Annotated in this window: 12 protein-coding genes; 3 read left to right on the top strand and 9 right to left on the bottom strand. The window is 41.3% G+C overall.

The window, feature by feature from the left end:
• The first annotated feature begins 14 nt into the window (after nt 1–14).
• Both AJGP001_RS04935 and AJGP001_RS04930 read left to right on the top strand, forming a co-directional pair.
• The gene (locus AJGP001_RS04935) at nt 15–1301 is read left to right on the top strand and encodes a glutamate-1-semialdehyde 2,1-aminomutase (protein ID WP_071153289.1); all 1287 of its coding nucleotides are present in this window, start codon (nt 15–17) and stop codon (nt 1299–1301) included.
• A 40-nt stretch (nt 1302–1341) separates the two neighbouring features.
• Nucleotides 1342–2430: an FUSC family protein gene (locus tag AJGP001_RS04930; RefSeq protein ID WP_071153288.1), complete on the top strand. Its 1089-nt coding sequence runs from the start codon at nt 1342–1344 to the stop codon at nt 2428–2430.
• A gap of 34 nt (nt 2431–2464) precedes the next feature.
• Here the strand turns inward: AJGP001_RS04930 and AJGP001_RS04925 are convergent, their stop codons facing one another.
• The 9 genes from AJGP001_RS04925 to mutY form a co-directional block, all read right to left on the bottom strand.
• A complete protein-coding gene (locus tag AJGP001_RS04925; protein ID WP_071153287.1) occupies nt 2465–3352 on the bottom strand; it encodes an ABC transporter permease in 888 nt (295 codons plus the stop codon).
• 17 nt (nt 3353–3369) lie between these two features.
• The gene (locus tag AJGP001_RS04920; RefSeq protein ID WP_058385998.1) at nt 3370–4374 is read right to left on the bottom strand and encodes an ABC transporter permease; all 1005 of its coding nucleotides are present in this window, start codon (nt 4372–4374) and stop codon (nt 3370–3372) included.
• A 91-nt stretch (nt 4375–4465) separates the two neighbouring features.
• A complete protein-coding gene (locus AJGP001_RS04915; protein ID WP_071153286.1) occupies nt 4466–6076 on the bottom strand; it encodes an ABC transporter substrate-binding protein in 1611 nt (536 codons plus the stop codon).
• 29 nt (nt 6077–6105) lie between these two features.
• Nucleotides 6106–7089: an ABC transporter ATP-binding protein gene (locus AJGP001_RS04910; RefSeq protein WP_058386000.1), complete on the bottom strand. Its 984-nt coding sequence runs from the start codon at nt 7087–7089 to the stop codon at nt 6106–6108.
• The gene (locus tag AJGP001_RS04905; RefSeq protein ID WP_058386001.1) at nt 7064–8083 is read right to left on the bottom strand and encodes an ABC transporter ATP-binding protein; all 1020 of its coding nucleotides are present in this window, start codon (nt 8081–8083) and stop codon (nt 7064–7066) included. The genes AJGP001_RS04910 and AJGP001_RS04905 overlap by 26 nt, the downstream gene beginning before the upstream one ends.
• A 153-nt stretch (nt 8084–8236) precedes the next feature.
• Nucleotides 8237–9982: an ABC transporter ATP-binding protein gene (locus AJGP001_RS04900; RefSeq protein ID WP_071153285.1), complete on the bottom strand. Its 1746-nt coding sequence runs from the start codon at nt 9980–9982 to the stop codon at nt 8237–8239.
• A 59-nt stretch (nt 9983–10041) separates the two neighbouring features.
• Nucleotides 10042–10587: a nucleoside tri-diphosphate phosphatase gene (gene ntdP / locus AJGP001_RS04895; protein ID WP_058386003.1), complete on the bottom strand. Its 546-nt coding sequence runs from the start codon at nt 10585–10587 to the stop codon at nt 10042–10044.
• A 103-nt stretch (nt 10588–10690) separates the two neighbouring features.
• Complete coding sequence (gene fabL / locus AJGP001_RS04890; RefSeq protein WP_058386004.1) at nt 10691–11437, bottom strand: enoyl-[acyl-carrier-protein] reductase FabL; 747 nt, start codon at nt 11435–11437, stop codon at nt 10691–10693.
• Between the two features lie 2 nt (nt 11438–11439).
• Nucleotides 11440–12438, bottom strand: a complete 999-nt coding sequence (gene mutY / locus AJGP001_RS04885) for an A/G-specific adenine glycosylase (protein WP_071153284.1) — start codon at nt 12436–12438, stop codon at nt 11440–11442.
• Nucleotides 12439–12635: 197 nt separating this feature from the next.
• On the opposite strand from mutY, the gene AJGP001_RS04880 reads away from it, so the two are divergent.
• Nucleotides 12636–13616, top strand: coding sequence for a metal-dependent hydrolase (locus AJGP001_RS04880; RefSeq protein WP_071153283.1), 981 nt, complete (start codon nt 12636–12638; stop codon nt 13614–13616).
• Nucleotides 13617–13921: the final 305 nt, after the last annotated feature.

Raw genomic sequence — 13921 nt, 5'->3', positions numbered from 1 at the left:
AGGCAATTCACCCAATGAATCATTCAACTTCAGAAAAGCTTCACGCAGAGGCATTACAGCACATTGTGGGTGGCGTCAACAGCCCATCAAGATCTTTTAAAGCAGTAGGTGGCGGATCTCCCATCGCGATGGAACGTGGTAAAGGCGCTTATTTTTGGGACGTCGATGGCAATAAGTACATAGATTATTTAGCGGCATATGGTCCTATCATCACAGGACATGCACATCCGCACATTACGCAAGCAATTACGCGTGCAGCGGAATCCGGACTGCTTTACGGGACTCCAACGCGCCACGAAATTACATTTGCTAAAATGTTAAAAGAAGCGATGCCGAACATGGACAGAGTACGTTTCGTTAATAGCGGAACTGAAGCTGTCATGACAACAATTCGCGTTTCACGCGCATACACCGGACGAACAAAGATCATGAAATTTGCTGGGTGCTATCATGGCCACTCCGACTTAGTCTTAGTTGCTGCAGGATCTGGTCCGGCAACACTAGGCACTCCTGATTCAGCAGGTGTTCCAAAATCCATCGCAGAAGAAGTTATCACAATTCCTTTCAATGATATTGAAGCATTTTCAGAAGCCATGGACCGCTGGGGCGAAGAAATAGCTTGTCTTTTAGTCGAACCGATTGTCGGTAATTTCGGAATCGTCGAACCAAAAGAAGGCTACCTGAAAGAAGTTCATCGCATCGCTCACGAAAAAGGTGCGTTAATTGTCTATGACGAAGTCATTACAGCTTTCCGCTTCCACTACGGCGGTGCACAAGACATGCTCGGCTTAGTCCCAGACCTGACAGCACTCGGTAAAATCATTGGTGGCGGACTGCCAATTGGTGCTTATGGTGGAAAAAAAGAAATTATGGAAACGGTCGCTCCTTTAGGTCCCGCCTATCAAGCTGGAACAATGGCTGGAAATCCTGCTTCGATTCAAGCTGGGATTGCTTGTTTAGAGGTACTTGGCGAAGACGGAGTGTATGAAAAAATGGATCAACTGGGTGCACAGCTTGAACAAGGTATTTTGTCAGCTGCTGAAGAATTTGGTGTAACCATTACCGTTAATCGCTTGAAAGGTGCATTAACTATTTACTTTACGGATGTAACAGTGGAAAACTACGAACAAGCTGAAAAATCGGATGGTGAAATTTTTGGTCGCTTTTTTAAATTGATGCTCGCTCAAGGTATTAATCTAGCTCCATCAAAATATGAAGCTTGGTTTTTAACTACTGAACATACAGAAGAAGATGTAGAATTTTCTATCCAAGCAGTACGTGAGGCGTTTAAACAGTTATAATTAATGAAAATCATTTTTTAAGGAAGGAGTCCTTAAGTACATGAAATTAGGCGCACGTATTTTTAAAACTGGCGTGGCCATTTCTATGGCCCTGTATCTGGCCAATTTACTTGGATTGCCTTCCCCTGTTTTCGCAGGAGTGGCAGCGATTTTCGCTATCCAGCCATCTATCTATCGATCTTACCTAACGCTACTCGATCAAATTTACGGTAATTTGATCGGTGCAGCAATAGCCATTGTTTTTGTATTAACAATTGGCAGTAATTACTTCACTATTGGTGCGGCAGCGATTTTAGCAATTATTGTTATGTTGAAATTAAAGTTGGACAAACCTGTTCCGTTAACTTTAGTGACAATCATTATTATCATGGATTCTTCTCACTCCACCGACTTTTTAACTTTTGCTTCTTTACGATTTGGTACTGTGCTTCTTGGAATTATATCTGCCTTTATCGTGAACATGATATTTCTGCCACCTAAATACGAAACCCGTTTGTTTACGTCTATCCATTCGGTTAGTGAAGAAGTGATTCGATGGATTCGCGTTTCCATTCGTCATGCATCGGACCACGTATCTGTTAAAGAAGATATTGAGAAACTGACAGAGAACCTAGTACAAGTTGATCAATGGTATTCGTTTTACAAAGAAGAACGAAGCTATACCAAAAAGCAACAGTATGCGAAAGCACGAAAACTGGTGCTTTACCGTCAAATGATTGCTACATCGAAAAAAAGCCTCGAAGTATTAAAGCGACTCAATCGCTTTGAAAACGAATTGATGGAGCTTCCTCGACATTTTCATATGATGATACAAGAACGTTTAGAAAGTTTAGCCAGTTACCATGAACAACTTTACATGAAGTATGTTGGCAAACTACGCCCTGAGCATAGCGAAGGTTCAGGCAAAGATGCCATTATAAAACGGACTGAAGTGATGACAATTTTTATAAAAGAAATAAACTTAGCACACGAAGAACAGGATGATGAATTTTCGGTTTATCATTTAATGCATGTGTTATCAGCTATTTTGGATTACGAAGAACAATTAGAGCATTTGGATTTGCTCATTATTGCGTATTTAAATTACCATTCCGAAGAAGTAGACAGCAATCTTGAAAATGCCATATAAAAAAAGTGTGAGGCAAATTTGCCTCACACTTTTTTTATGATTTCATTCGTGGATCTAGCGCATCACGCAAACCGTCACCCATCAAGTTAAAGCCAAGTACAGTTAGCATAATCGCAACACCCGGGAAAATCATTGTCCAAGGGGCATTCGTTAAATACGAACGTGAGTCTGCCAGCATTTTGCCCCATTCTGGAGAAGGAGCTTGTGCACCTAATCCTAAGAAACCTAGTGCTGCTGCTTCAATAATCGCAGTTGCAATTGCTAATGTTCCTTGAACAATAACAGGTGCCATGGAATTCGGTAAAATATGCGAAATAAGAATACGGTTATCTTTCATACCAATCGCTTTCGCAGACATAATGTATTCATCTTCTTTAATACTTAATACTTTCGAGCGAATCAAACGACCAAAGTTTGGCACGTTAATAATAGCGATGGCTATAAGTGCATTACGTAAAGACGGTCCAAGAACCAAAACAACTGCAATGGCCAATAAAATACTCGGAAACGCTAACATAATATCAAAGATACGTGAAATAATTGTATCTACCCAACGTCCGTAATATCCTGCTAAAATCCCTAAAATACTGCCTACAATGACGGAGCCAATAACTGCTAAAAAGCCAACCCATAACGAAATTCGGGCACCATAGACAACTCGCGATAAAATATCTCTTCCAAAATCGTCCGTCCCCATCCAATGCGCGGAAGAAGGGGGCAGAAGCCGTTGAGACAGATTTTGCTCATTGATGCCTTGCGATGTTAGAAGCGGACCAAAAATTGCTAGCAGGATAAAGAAGATAACAATTCCCATTCCAATAACCGCAACTTTACTTTTACGGAAACCGCGCCAAGCCTCTTTCCAAGGGCCAGCAACTTTTTGCATTTTTACTTGATCTTGTTTGTCTACTGTTTCAGCCATAATACGTCTCCCCCTTCCTAGTCATATTTAATGCGTGGATCAACCAAACCGTAAAGCAGATCGACAAACAGATTAATCATAACGAAAATAAATGCAACGATTAATATACCTGACTGGATAACCGGATAATCACGGAAGCCAATCGCTTCGTAAATATAACGTCCGATTCCAGGCCAGCCGAAAATGGTTTCTGTCAAAATAGCACCACCAAGTAGCAATCCCATTTGAAGTCCAATAATTGTCAATACAGGAATAATCGCATTTTTAAGCGCGTGTTTGTAAACTACCCAAAACATCGACAAACCTTTCGACCGAGCTGTTCTGACGTAATCCGAACGCATTACTTCTAGCATGCTCGACCGAGTCATTCTAGCAATAATTGCCATTGGTATCGTCGCTAATGCGGTCCCCGGCAATACAAGATGTTTTAACACAGTCGATAATTGATTAAAATCTCCCGCAAGCAATGTGTCAATGACGTAAAAACCAGTCATAACATCCACAGGATCTCGAACATTTTCACGCCCTGTTGTTGGAAGAATTCCAAGTTCAATTGAGAAGATCCATTGGTTCATTAAACCCAACCAGAAGATTGGCATCGATACTCCGATTAACGCAATAATCATTGCTAAATAATCGAACCATGAATTTTGGAACCAGGCTGAAATAATGCCGGCATTGATTCCGATAATAACGGCAATGATAATAGCAAATAAAGAAAGTTCGATTGTTGCAGCCAAATATGGCCATACTTCATCTACAACAGGCGTTCGTGTACGAAGCGATTCTCCCAAATCACCAGTAACTAATCCTTTTAAATAATCAAAGTACTGAATATACCAAGGATTATCCAACCCCAAATTTGTTCGTAATGCCTTTATTGCTTCTTCGGATGCTTGCTGACCAAGAATAACTTGTGCAGGGTCACCAGGAATGGCACGGATGATCATAAAAACGATAAATGTCATACCGAGTAACACTGGGATCAACTGTAGAAGCCGTCTTCCGATATAGTGAAGCATCTTCTTCACCTCTCCATCTCTAACAATATGCAATATGTATAGCAGTAAAAAAAACGAGAGGAAATCATTCCGACTTCCTCCCTTGAATTGCCTACTCTAAATCTACTCCAGCCAACTTGTCAGAACCTGTTGGATGCGCTTTAAAATCAATTACGTTTTTCCCACCAGCTAATAGCGGTGTGGAGTGTGCAAGTGGAACCCAAGGAGCATCATCATGGATGATTTCTTGAGCTTGCATGTATAATTCATTTCTCTTATCTTCCTCAACTTCTGATTGTGCTTGAATTAAGATATCGTGCAATTCCTGATTTTCATAGTACGTGTAATTGTTAGTACCAACATTGTCTTGATCAAGTAATGTATACAAGAAGTTATCTGCATCGCCGTTATCGCCAGTCCAGCCAAGTAAGAATGCATCAGCTTCTCCGTTTGCAGCTTTCTCTAGATAAGTAGCCCATTCAAATGACACGATTTTAGCAGTTACGCCAACGTCAGCCAAGTTCTTTTGAATCGCCTCAGCTACTTTTTGACCATCCGGCATATATGGACGTGGAACTGGCATTGCATAAAGTTCCATTTCAAAACCATCTGGAAGACCCGCTTCGGCTAATAATTCTTTTGCTTTTTCAGGGCTGTATTCGTAATCTTCAATACTGTCGTTATATCCACTAATAACTGGTGGAATCGGGTTTTTCGCAACTTCTGCGCGCCCTTCGAAAAATGCGTCTACAATTGCTTGCTTGTCAATGGCATGATTTACCGCTTGGCGTACTTTTGGATCATCAAATGGTTCACGTGTTACAGTCATTCCAAGGTAACCAACGTTCATAGATGGGCGTTCATACAATTGAAGATCTGCATTTCCTTCAATTGTTTTACCATCAGATGGTGTAATGCCGTCTGCCAAATCAATTTCACCTGACAGTAAAGCGTTTAAACGAGCTGAGTTATCTGGAATCGCGCGGAATACCACTTGATCTAGTTTCGGCTCGCCATCTACCCAATAATCATCAAATTTTTCGATTGTAATTGTATCATTGCGTTTCCATTCAACAAATTTGAATGGACCAGTTCCGACCGGATTGTCACCGAAAGAATCCCCTGCTTCTTCAAATGCAGTTGGCGACGCAATCGCGAACGGGCTCATTGCTAGGTTTTTAAGGAATGGTGCTTGTGGACGATTTAATGTGAAAACAACTTCATAATCGCCAGTTGCTTCAACAGATTTGATAACATGTCCTTCCTCATCACCATAACCACCGAACATAGAACCGTAGTATGGGAATTTCTCGCCGTCACCAGCTGCCCAACGTTCAAAGTTTTTCACAACAGCTTCTGCATTAAAATCAGTGCCATCATGGAATTTAACGCCTTCTTCTAATGTGAACGTATATGACAATCCATCTTCAGAAGGTTCCCATTTAGATGCTAACGCTCCTTCGATTTCTGTGTCCTGTTCACCAAAATTCACTAATGTATCAAAAATGTTTTTTGTAACTTTAAAAGATTCTCCATCTGTTACAGTAATTGGATCAAGTGACACCGAGTCGCCTCCGCGTCCAAAGATCAATTGCTTCTCTTCAGCAGAGCCACCTTCGCCCCCGTCTTCTTTTGAACCTTCATCAGAACTACAGCCATAAAGAGCTGTTGAAACTAACAAAAGCAATAAAAATGTCCACGATAAGAACTTTTTCTTCCCCAAATTAACCCCTCCATTTTTTCTATTTATTATCATTGCGGCCTGGATTCTTCGTAAAGATGACAGGCAACAGAATGACCTTTTTCAACTTCCGCAAAAATCGGTACGACTTGTGAGCAAATGTCCATTTTGAACGGACAGCGCGTATGGAATCTACAGCCACTTGGTGGATTTGCTGGACTTGGAACATCTCCAGTAATAACGACTTCTTCCCGGACAAATGCGGGATCTGGTACCGGAACTGCAGCCAATAGAGCTTGCGTATACGGATGCAATGGTTTTTCGTATAAATCTTCAGTATTGGCAAGTTCCGCCATTTGCCCGAGATACATAACACCTACGCGGTCACTAATATGGCGAACTACTCCTAAATCATGAGCAATAAAAATATAAGTCAGCTTCAGCTCTTTTTGTAGATCTTGCATCAAGTTTAATACTTGCGCTTGAATTGATACGTCAAGTGCCGAAACGGGTTCATCTGCAATAATCAGTTTTGGATTTGTCATTAAGGCGCGTGCAATCCCGATGCGTTGCCTTTGACCACCACTAAATTGATGCGGATAACGTTTAGCGTGGTAACTACTCAATCCGACAATTTCCAAAAATTCGTGCACTTTTCTTTTCCGTTCTTTTGGATCGCCTATATTATGAACATTAAGCGGTTCCATTAAAATCTTCTCAATGGTATGACGTGGGTTTAATGAAGCGTAGGGATCTTGAAAGACCATTTGAATATCGCGACGAGCTTTGCGCATGTCGTGATTTGATAAACTGGTCAATTCCTGTCCATCAAATGTCACAGTGCCTTCTGTTGGTTCCAAAAGACGCATTAACATGCGACCTGTTGTGGACTTTCCGCAACCTGATTCACCAACAATTCCCAGTGTCTCCCCTTCTTGAACTGTAAACGACACATCATCTACAGCTTTTACATGATTGCTAACTTTCCCTAAAATTCCCGATTTAATCGGGAAATACTTTTTTAATCCTTCAACTTTTAACAACGGTTCTGTCATGAGACTGTACCTCCTTCGGATCGAATAGGAAACAGCGTGTTTGATGATCTTCCGCTGTTTGGTACAGCTCTGGATTTTCTACGGTGCAGCGATCAAAAGCAAATTCACAACGTGCTGCGAATTTGCAGCCTGTTTTTATCGCTCCCGGTTTGGGAACGTTCCCAGGAATCGAATACAATCGCTCTTTTTTAAAACGCATATCTGGAACTGATTCAAGTAAGCCTTTCGTGTAGGGATGTTGTGGGTCGTTAAAAATCGTGTGGACCGGACCTTCTTCGACTACTTTTCCGGCATACATAACGACTACACGCTCACAAGTTTCAGCTACTACACCTAAATCATGAGTAATTAATAGCACTGCTGTATTTAACCGTTCGTTAAGATTTTTGATCAATTTCAGAATTTGAGACTGAATCGTTACGTCAAGCGCTGTTGTCGGTTCGTCTGCAATCAATACTTTCGGATCACATAACAAAGCCATTGCAATCATGACTCGTTGGCGCATTCCGCCTGATAATTGATGTGGATATTCTTTCATCAACCCTTCAGGTCGAGGCAAGCCTACCAAATTCATCATTTCAATTGCTCTTTCTTGCACCTGTTTTTTTGACCAATCTTTTTTATGAATTTTAATCGCTTCACGAAGCTGATTGCCAATTGTAAACAACGGGTTTAACGACGTCATCGGTTCCTGAAAAATCATTGCGATATCATTTCCTCGGATTCCTCGCATTTCTTTCTCGGATAATTTCGTTAAATCTTTATCCTGAAATAAAATTTCGCCGTTCGTAATTTTCCCAGGAGGACTTGGAACTAATCCCATTATGGAAAGTGACGTCACACTTTTACCACATCCGGATTCCCCAACAATTCCAAGCACTTCCCCTTCTCGTATATGAAAATCTACATTATCTACTGCTGGTATCTCTCCATCGTCTGTGAAAAAGGTTGTTTGTAATCCTTTAACGTCTAAGATGGTTTTGCGTTCATTCATGATGCTCCCCCTTTTACACAAAAATGATTCAGAACATTCTCCTTCTTTTAATTATACGTAATATTATTATTAATGCAATATCTTATTTGTATTTGCTGGAAGTCGAAGACATCACAAAAGAGCCTCCAAAATAATGGAGGCTCTTCGTGTCAATCAATTAAAATGTTGAACTTGGAATAAGTTGTAATATACTCCTTGCTGTTTCATCAGTTCTGCATGCGTACCATTTTCAGCAAGTTTACCATGATCGATGACCAAAATTTGGTCTGCATGAGTAATTGTTGAAAGGCGATGTGCAACAATTAAGGTTGTGCGGTCATGTGCCAAACGTTCTAGTGAATCTTGAATCAATGCTTCACTTTCAAGGTCTAGTGCTGAAGTGGCTTCATCTAAAATAAGAATCGGTGGATTTTTCAAGAAGACACGTGCAATCGCGACACGTTGTTTTTGTCCACCCGATAATTTCACTCCGCGTTCTCCAACTTTAGTGTCGTAGCCTTCAGGCAGCTGCGAAATAAATTCATCTGCATTGGCAGCTTTGGCTGCTGCAATTACTTCTTCGTCTGTTGCCTCTGGTTTGCCCATCAGGATATTTGCTTTTACCGAATCGCTAAAGAGAATAGAATCCTGTAGCACTAATCCAATCTGATCACGTAACGTATGAGTCGTGACGTCGCGCAAATCGTGACCATCCATGAAGATCCCACCACTCGTAACATCGTAGAATCTCGGAATCAAGGAGACAATCGTAGATTTTCCACCACCGCTCATTCCAACAAATGCGACAGTCTCTCCAGGTTTCACTGTAAAGTTCAAATTAGATAATACGTTATTTCCACCATCGTTGTAATGGAAAGAAACGTCTCGGAATTCCAATTTGCCGTCAACCACTGTTAAATTATGTGCTTGTTCTTTATCAGTCACGTCGTAGTCCTCATCGATCAATTCGAAAACACGATCCATAGAAGCTAGTGACTGCACCAAAGTCGTTGAAGAATTGACTAAGCGGCGAAGTGGACTATAAAGTCGTTCAATATAAGCTATAAACGCTACCATTGTCCCGAGTGTTAAATTGCCTTCAATTACTTGATAACCGGCGTAGCCGATAACCAATAGCGGAGCAACATCCGTAATCGTATTGACTACAGCGAATGCTTTAGCATTCCATTTCGTATGATCAATAGCTTTTTCTAGAAATTGATTATTGGTATCGTTGAAAATTTTCTGCTCGTGCTTTTCGAGTGCAAAACTTTTAATGATACTCATTCCTTGAACACGTTCATGTAAATAGCTTTGAACATTTGCTAAAGCCTGAGAACGTGCACGCGTCAAGTCGCGCAAACGACCAAAGAAATATTTGACGCTAAATGCATAGAATGGAAATGCCAGCAATGCCACAATAGTTAACGAAACGTCCATAGAAAGCATGATCACAATGGCGATGAGAATCGTTGCCAGATCCAGCCACACGTTCATTAAGCCAATCATGACAAAGTTTTTGGTTTGCTCAACGTCGTTAATGATACGTGAGATAATTTCACCCGCTCGTGTGTTCGCGTAATAGCGCAGGCTTAGCCGTTGCAAATGGCCATATAAATAGCCACGGATATCATAAAGAATCTTATTGCTGACATACTGCGCGTAATATTGACGGTAATATTCAATCGGTGGACGCAATAAGAAAAAGACAATCGCGGTTCCCCCAAGCCATAAATATAGCTGGTTCAACTTTTCGGCATTAGATAATGCATCCGCTCCAATAATGTCGTCAATGACGATTTTGATTAGCAGTGGAATAAAAAGCGGGATGGCAAATTTGAATATTCCAATGACAATGGTTAACGCAATCTGCCAATAATACGGTTTAACAAACTGCATATAGCGTTTCATACTACTCAAATTTTCCACTCCATTCTGTTCAAAACGAAAAACCTGTTGGCAAGCAACAGGTTTTCATTTTAATCACGAATCCGGTTTTGTCTATGAAATTCATAGCGGTTCGTCCATACTTCGATAAAGTCTTGGGCAAATGGCCCTCTGCGTTGTTTGATCCAGCCGATCAGTTTCTCAACATTTCGATGTAGAATTTGATCGATCACATCAGGATAACCCATTTGTCGCTTATGGTCTTCATATTCGTCTTCATCCAACAGCGTGTAAGACATGTCTGGAAACACTTTGACGTCTAAGTCATAATCGATGTATTTCAACGAGCCATTATTATAAACGAATGGAGAACTGACATTGCAATAATAATAAACACCGTCGTCTCGGAGCATACAGATGATGTTAAACCAATGTTCTGCATGAAAATAGCAGATTGATGGTTCGCGCGTCAACCAAGTTCGGCCATCAGATTCTGTCACTAACGTCCGTTCATTTGCACCAATTACAATATTATTCGTACCTTTCAGTACAGTTGTTTCCTGCCAGACACGGTGGATTCGGCCGTTGTGCTTGTAACTGTGGATTTGGATTGTTTCACCCTCCGCAGGAATCGCCATGTACTATCCCACCTTCTTGTCTAAGCCATTATTTATCTGCTATTTCAGTATTATATCAACCAATTCTGAAAACATACAGCAATAAGGCATAAGGACCAAAGGATTACATAACGACTGAGCGACCTCCATCGACAATAATCGTTTGACCACGGATCATATCCGAGTCGGGAGAAATCAAGAACAAAGCAGCTTTGACCATATCATCAACCTCAACCATACGGCCTGCTGGTGTATTAATCCGTGCATCATTCAATAAATCATCACGATTTGGAAAATGTTTTAACGCGTCTGTATCGAGTGCTCCACCGGATACTGTATTGACTGCAATTCCAAGGGGCGCCATTTCTACAGCTAAATAACGTGTCAGTGATTCTACAGCTGCTTTTGAAACACCTATCGTCGTATAATTTTCCAAATAGCGAATTGAACCTAATGAACTAATACCAACAATTTTACCGCCTTTGTCCATTAACTTTGCAGCTTCTTGAGCACCAAATAACATGGCTCTTGCATTAATGTTCATCGTCCAGTCCCAATGAGATTCTTCTAGTTCCATAATCGGTCGTAAAACACCAGAAGCCGCATTGGATACGAAAACATCCAGTCTCCCAAATTCTTCTTTAATGGTCTGGAACATGCCACGCAGTTTCTCAACATCTCCTACATTCGCGCGAACCAGCAAAGCTTTTTGTCCTCGTGCTTCAATTTCTTTTACAGTTTCAAGCGCAGCAGTTTTGCTACGCGCATAGTTGACGACGATATCGTATCCTTGTTCAGCCAGTGCGATTGCCAGTGCTTTGCCTAGCCCTTTACTGCTACCTGTTACTAATGCTACTTTTTGTTCTGTCATGACTATACCTCTCCTCTTTGCTGTAAAGCTGTTTTCATTTTTTGAACCGGTCCTGCAACCGGCAATAACTCTAACTCTTCTGCTGTCACCCATCTCATGCGATCTAGTGCGACTATGTTTTTACTATCGGCAATAAAACCGTCCACGTTCCATGTTAAATGAGAAAAGACATGTTTGAAAGAAGTAATTTTTTCAGCTTTGTCCACGACGCCTTTTAACCTTTCGGACAATTGCTCTTCGATTTCTAGCGGTAGCGCATCTATGGCTGTTTCTAACAGCGGGAACTGCCACATATTCGCTAATAATCCACTTTCTGGTCGCTGTTCCATAAGGAATTTATCTTCATTGCGTATGGCTACCATTGCGTATTGCAATGATTTGGTTTTCTTAGCTTTCGTCTTAATCGGCAATTCATTTTGCTTTCCTTCGTGGAAAGCAGCACAATGCTCTCGCACAGGACATAACAAACATTTCGGCGAAGTGGGCGTACAGATCAAAGCACCCAACTCCATTAATCCCTGATTAAATGAAGAAGGATCTTCATGGCTGATAATTTCTGTGACGGCTTCTTCAAAAATTTTGCGCGTCTTTGGCTTCGCGATATCTTCTTCAATCAGTAAAATTCGCGACAACACACGCATAACGTTGCCATCTACTGCATGCTCTGGAATACCATAAGCAATGCTTAATACCGCTCCTGCTGTATACGGACCCACACCTTTTAAAGAAGAAATTTCTTTTCGACTATTTGGAACGATACCACCATAGTTTTCAGCTACTTCTTTGACTCCAGCTTGTAAATTGCGTGCACGCGAGTAGTAGCCTAGCCCTTCCCATTGTTTCAGTAAAATTTGTTCATCTGCTTGTGCCAAGTCATTCAAAGTGGGAAATTTTTCGATAAAGCGTTTATAATAAGGAATAACCGTATCTACACGGGTTTGCTGTAACATAATTTCTGAAATCCAGATTTGATAAGGATCTGCTGTACGTCTCCAAGGCAAATCTCTCTTTTCCGCTGCAAACCAACTAATCAAGTCATTTTGAAATTGCTTTTTTTCTATTTTAATAGTTATTTCCTCCGTTCAGCTTGATTATCCGAATCCTTTTCCGGGTATATATGACAATGAGGAATCTGTTTATTTTAACAAAAAACTTTAGTTTTTCATAAACATAACTTCTCTAGAGAGGAGATGAGACAATGGATACAGGTACTCATATTGTCATGGGTATCGCCCTTGGTGGTCTCGCAATGGCCGATCCCGTCGTCGCCAGTCACCCCATTACCATGACCGCTGTTATTTCTGGTGTTATTATTGGCTCGTTAGCGCCAGATGTTGATACTGTTTTAAAACTGCGAGATAACGCTGTTTATATTCGCCACCATAGAGGTGCAACTCATTCGATTCCGGCAGTATTGTTATGGCCGTTGCTTATAGCAGGTGCGATTTCTCTGATTTTTCCAGAAGCTAATCTACTGCATTTATGGCTTTGGTCTTTCTTGGCTGTCTTTATCCATGTGTTCGTCGATATTTTCAACTCGTATGGTACACAAGCCTTAAGGCCAATCTCTAACCGCTGGATTGCGCTTGGTGTCATTAACACCTTTGATCCGATTATTTTTGGTGCACACGTATTGGCTTTAACGATATGGGCATTTGGCGCTGATCCTGTTTGGACCATTAGCATCCTGTATATTACCTTATTCTTCTACTACCTTGCACGTTTTGCGCTACAAGCCGCAATTAAAAAAGCCGTTCTCAACACCATCCCAGGTGCTTCTGCCGTTTTTGTGGCACCGACGATGCGTTTTTTTCACTGGCGTATTGCTGCCGACACTGAACGTCACCATTATGTCGGCCGTGCATATGGGCGAACAATCAACATCTACGATAAATTTATGAAAAAAGAAATGCCTGAAAATAACTTGATTCAAGCAGCAATGAAAGACAAAAACATAGCTGCATTCATTTCGTTTTCTCCATTATACCGTTGGGAAATCAACGAGTACGGCGACATTTTCGAAGTGCGGTTGATTGACCTGCGCTATCGCAGCAATGATTATTATCCATTTGTTGCTGTAGCTCATTTGGACAAAGAATGTAAAATTATCAATTCGTATACGGGCTGGATTTTTAGCGAAGACAAGTTAAGAAAAAAACTAGATTTTAGCCATAACTAGAAAACGCACACCCCAGGGTGCGCGTTTTCTTTTTTATGCTTATAACAAAAAACTTTCAGAAATGTACCGATTTGCGCTTTTCTTTGTCCAGACTCCAGCGCCCAGCACCTCGGGTCATAAGTCATCCCGGCTGTGCGGCCAAATGCGCCGCTCTGCCAGTCTGTCTTATGCCTGTCGGTGCTACACGGGGGCTTGCGCTTTTCTTTGTCCAGACTCCAGCGCCCAGATCCTCGGGTCATAAGTCACTCCGGCTGTGTGGCAAAGAACGCCGCTCCGCCAGCGCGTCTTATGCCCGTCGAATCTAC

The sequence above is a fragment of the Planococcus faecalis genome (assembly GCF_002009235.1).
GTDB classification, from domain to species: Bacteria; Bacillota; Bacilli; order Bacillales_A; family Planococcaceae; genus Planococcus; species Planococcus kocurii.
This window is presented reverse-complemented; position numbering and strand designations above follow the sequence as displayed.

Excerpts from the sequence above, each read along its gene's own strand:
- AJGP001_RS04935 (WP_071153289.1), top strand. The coding sequence starts at position 15 with ATGAATCATTCAACTTCAGAAAAGCTTCACGCAGAGGCATTACAGCAC.
- AJGP001_RS04930 (WP_071153288.1), top strand. The coding sequence starts at position 1,342 with ATGAAATTAGGCGCACGTATTTTTAAAACTGGCGTGGCCATTTCTATG.
- AJGP001_RS04925 (WP_071153287.1), bottom strand. The coding sequence starts at position 3,352 with ATGGCTGAAACAGTAGACAAACAAGATCAAGTAAAAATGCAAAAAGTT.
- AJGP001_RS04920 (WP_058385998.1), bottom strand. The coding sequence starts at position 4,374 with ATGCTTCACTATATCGGAAGACGGCTTCTACAGTTGATCCCAGTGTTA.
- AJGP001_RS04910 (WP_058386000.1), bottom strand. The coding sequence starts at position 7,089 with ATGACAGAACCGTTGTTAAAAGTTGAAGGATTAAAAAAGTATTTCCCG.
- AJGP001_RS04905 (WP_058386001.1), bottom strand. The coding sequence starts at position 8,083 with ATGAATGAACGCAAAACCATCTTAGACGTTAAAGGATTACAAACAACC.
- ntdP (WP_058386003.1), bottom strand. The coding sequence starts at position 10,587 with ATGGCGATTCCTGCGGAGGGTGAAACAATCCAAATCCACAGTTACAAG.
- fabL (WP_058386004.1), bottom strand. The coding sequence starts at position 11,437 with ATGACAGAACAAAAAGTAGCATTAGTAACAGGTAGCAGTAAAGGGCTA.
- AJGP001_RS04880 (WP_071153283.1), top strand. The coding sequence starts at position 12,636 with ATGGATACAGGTACTCATATTGTCATGGGTATCGCCCTTGGTGGTCTC.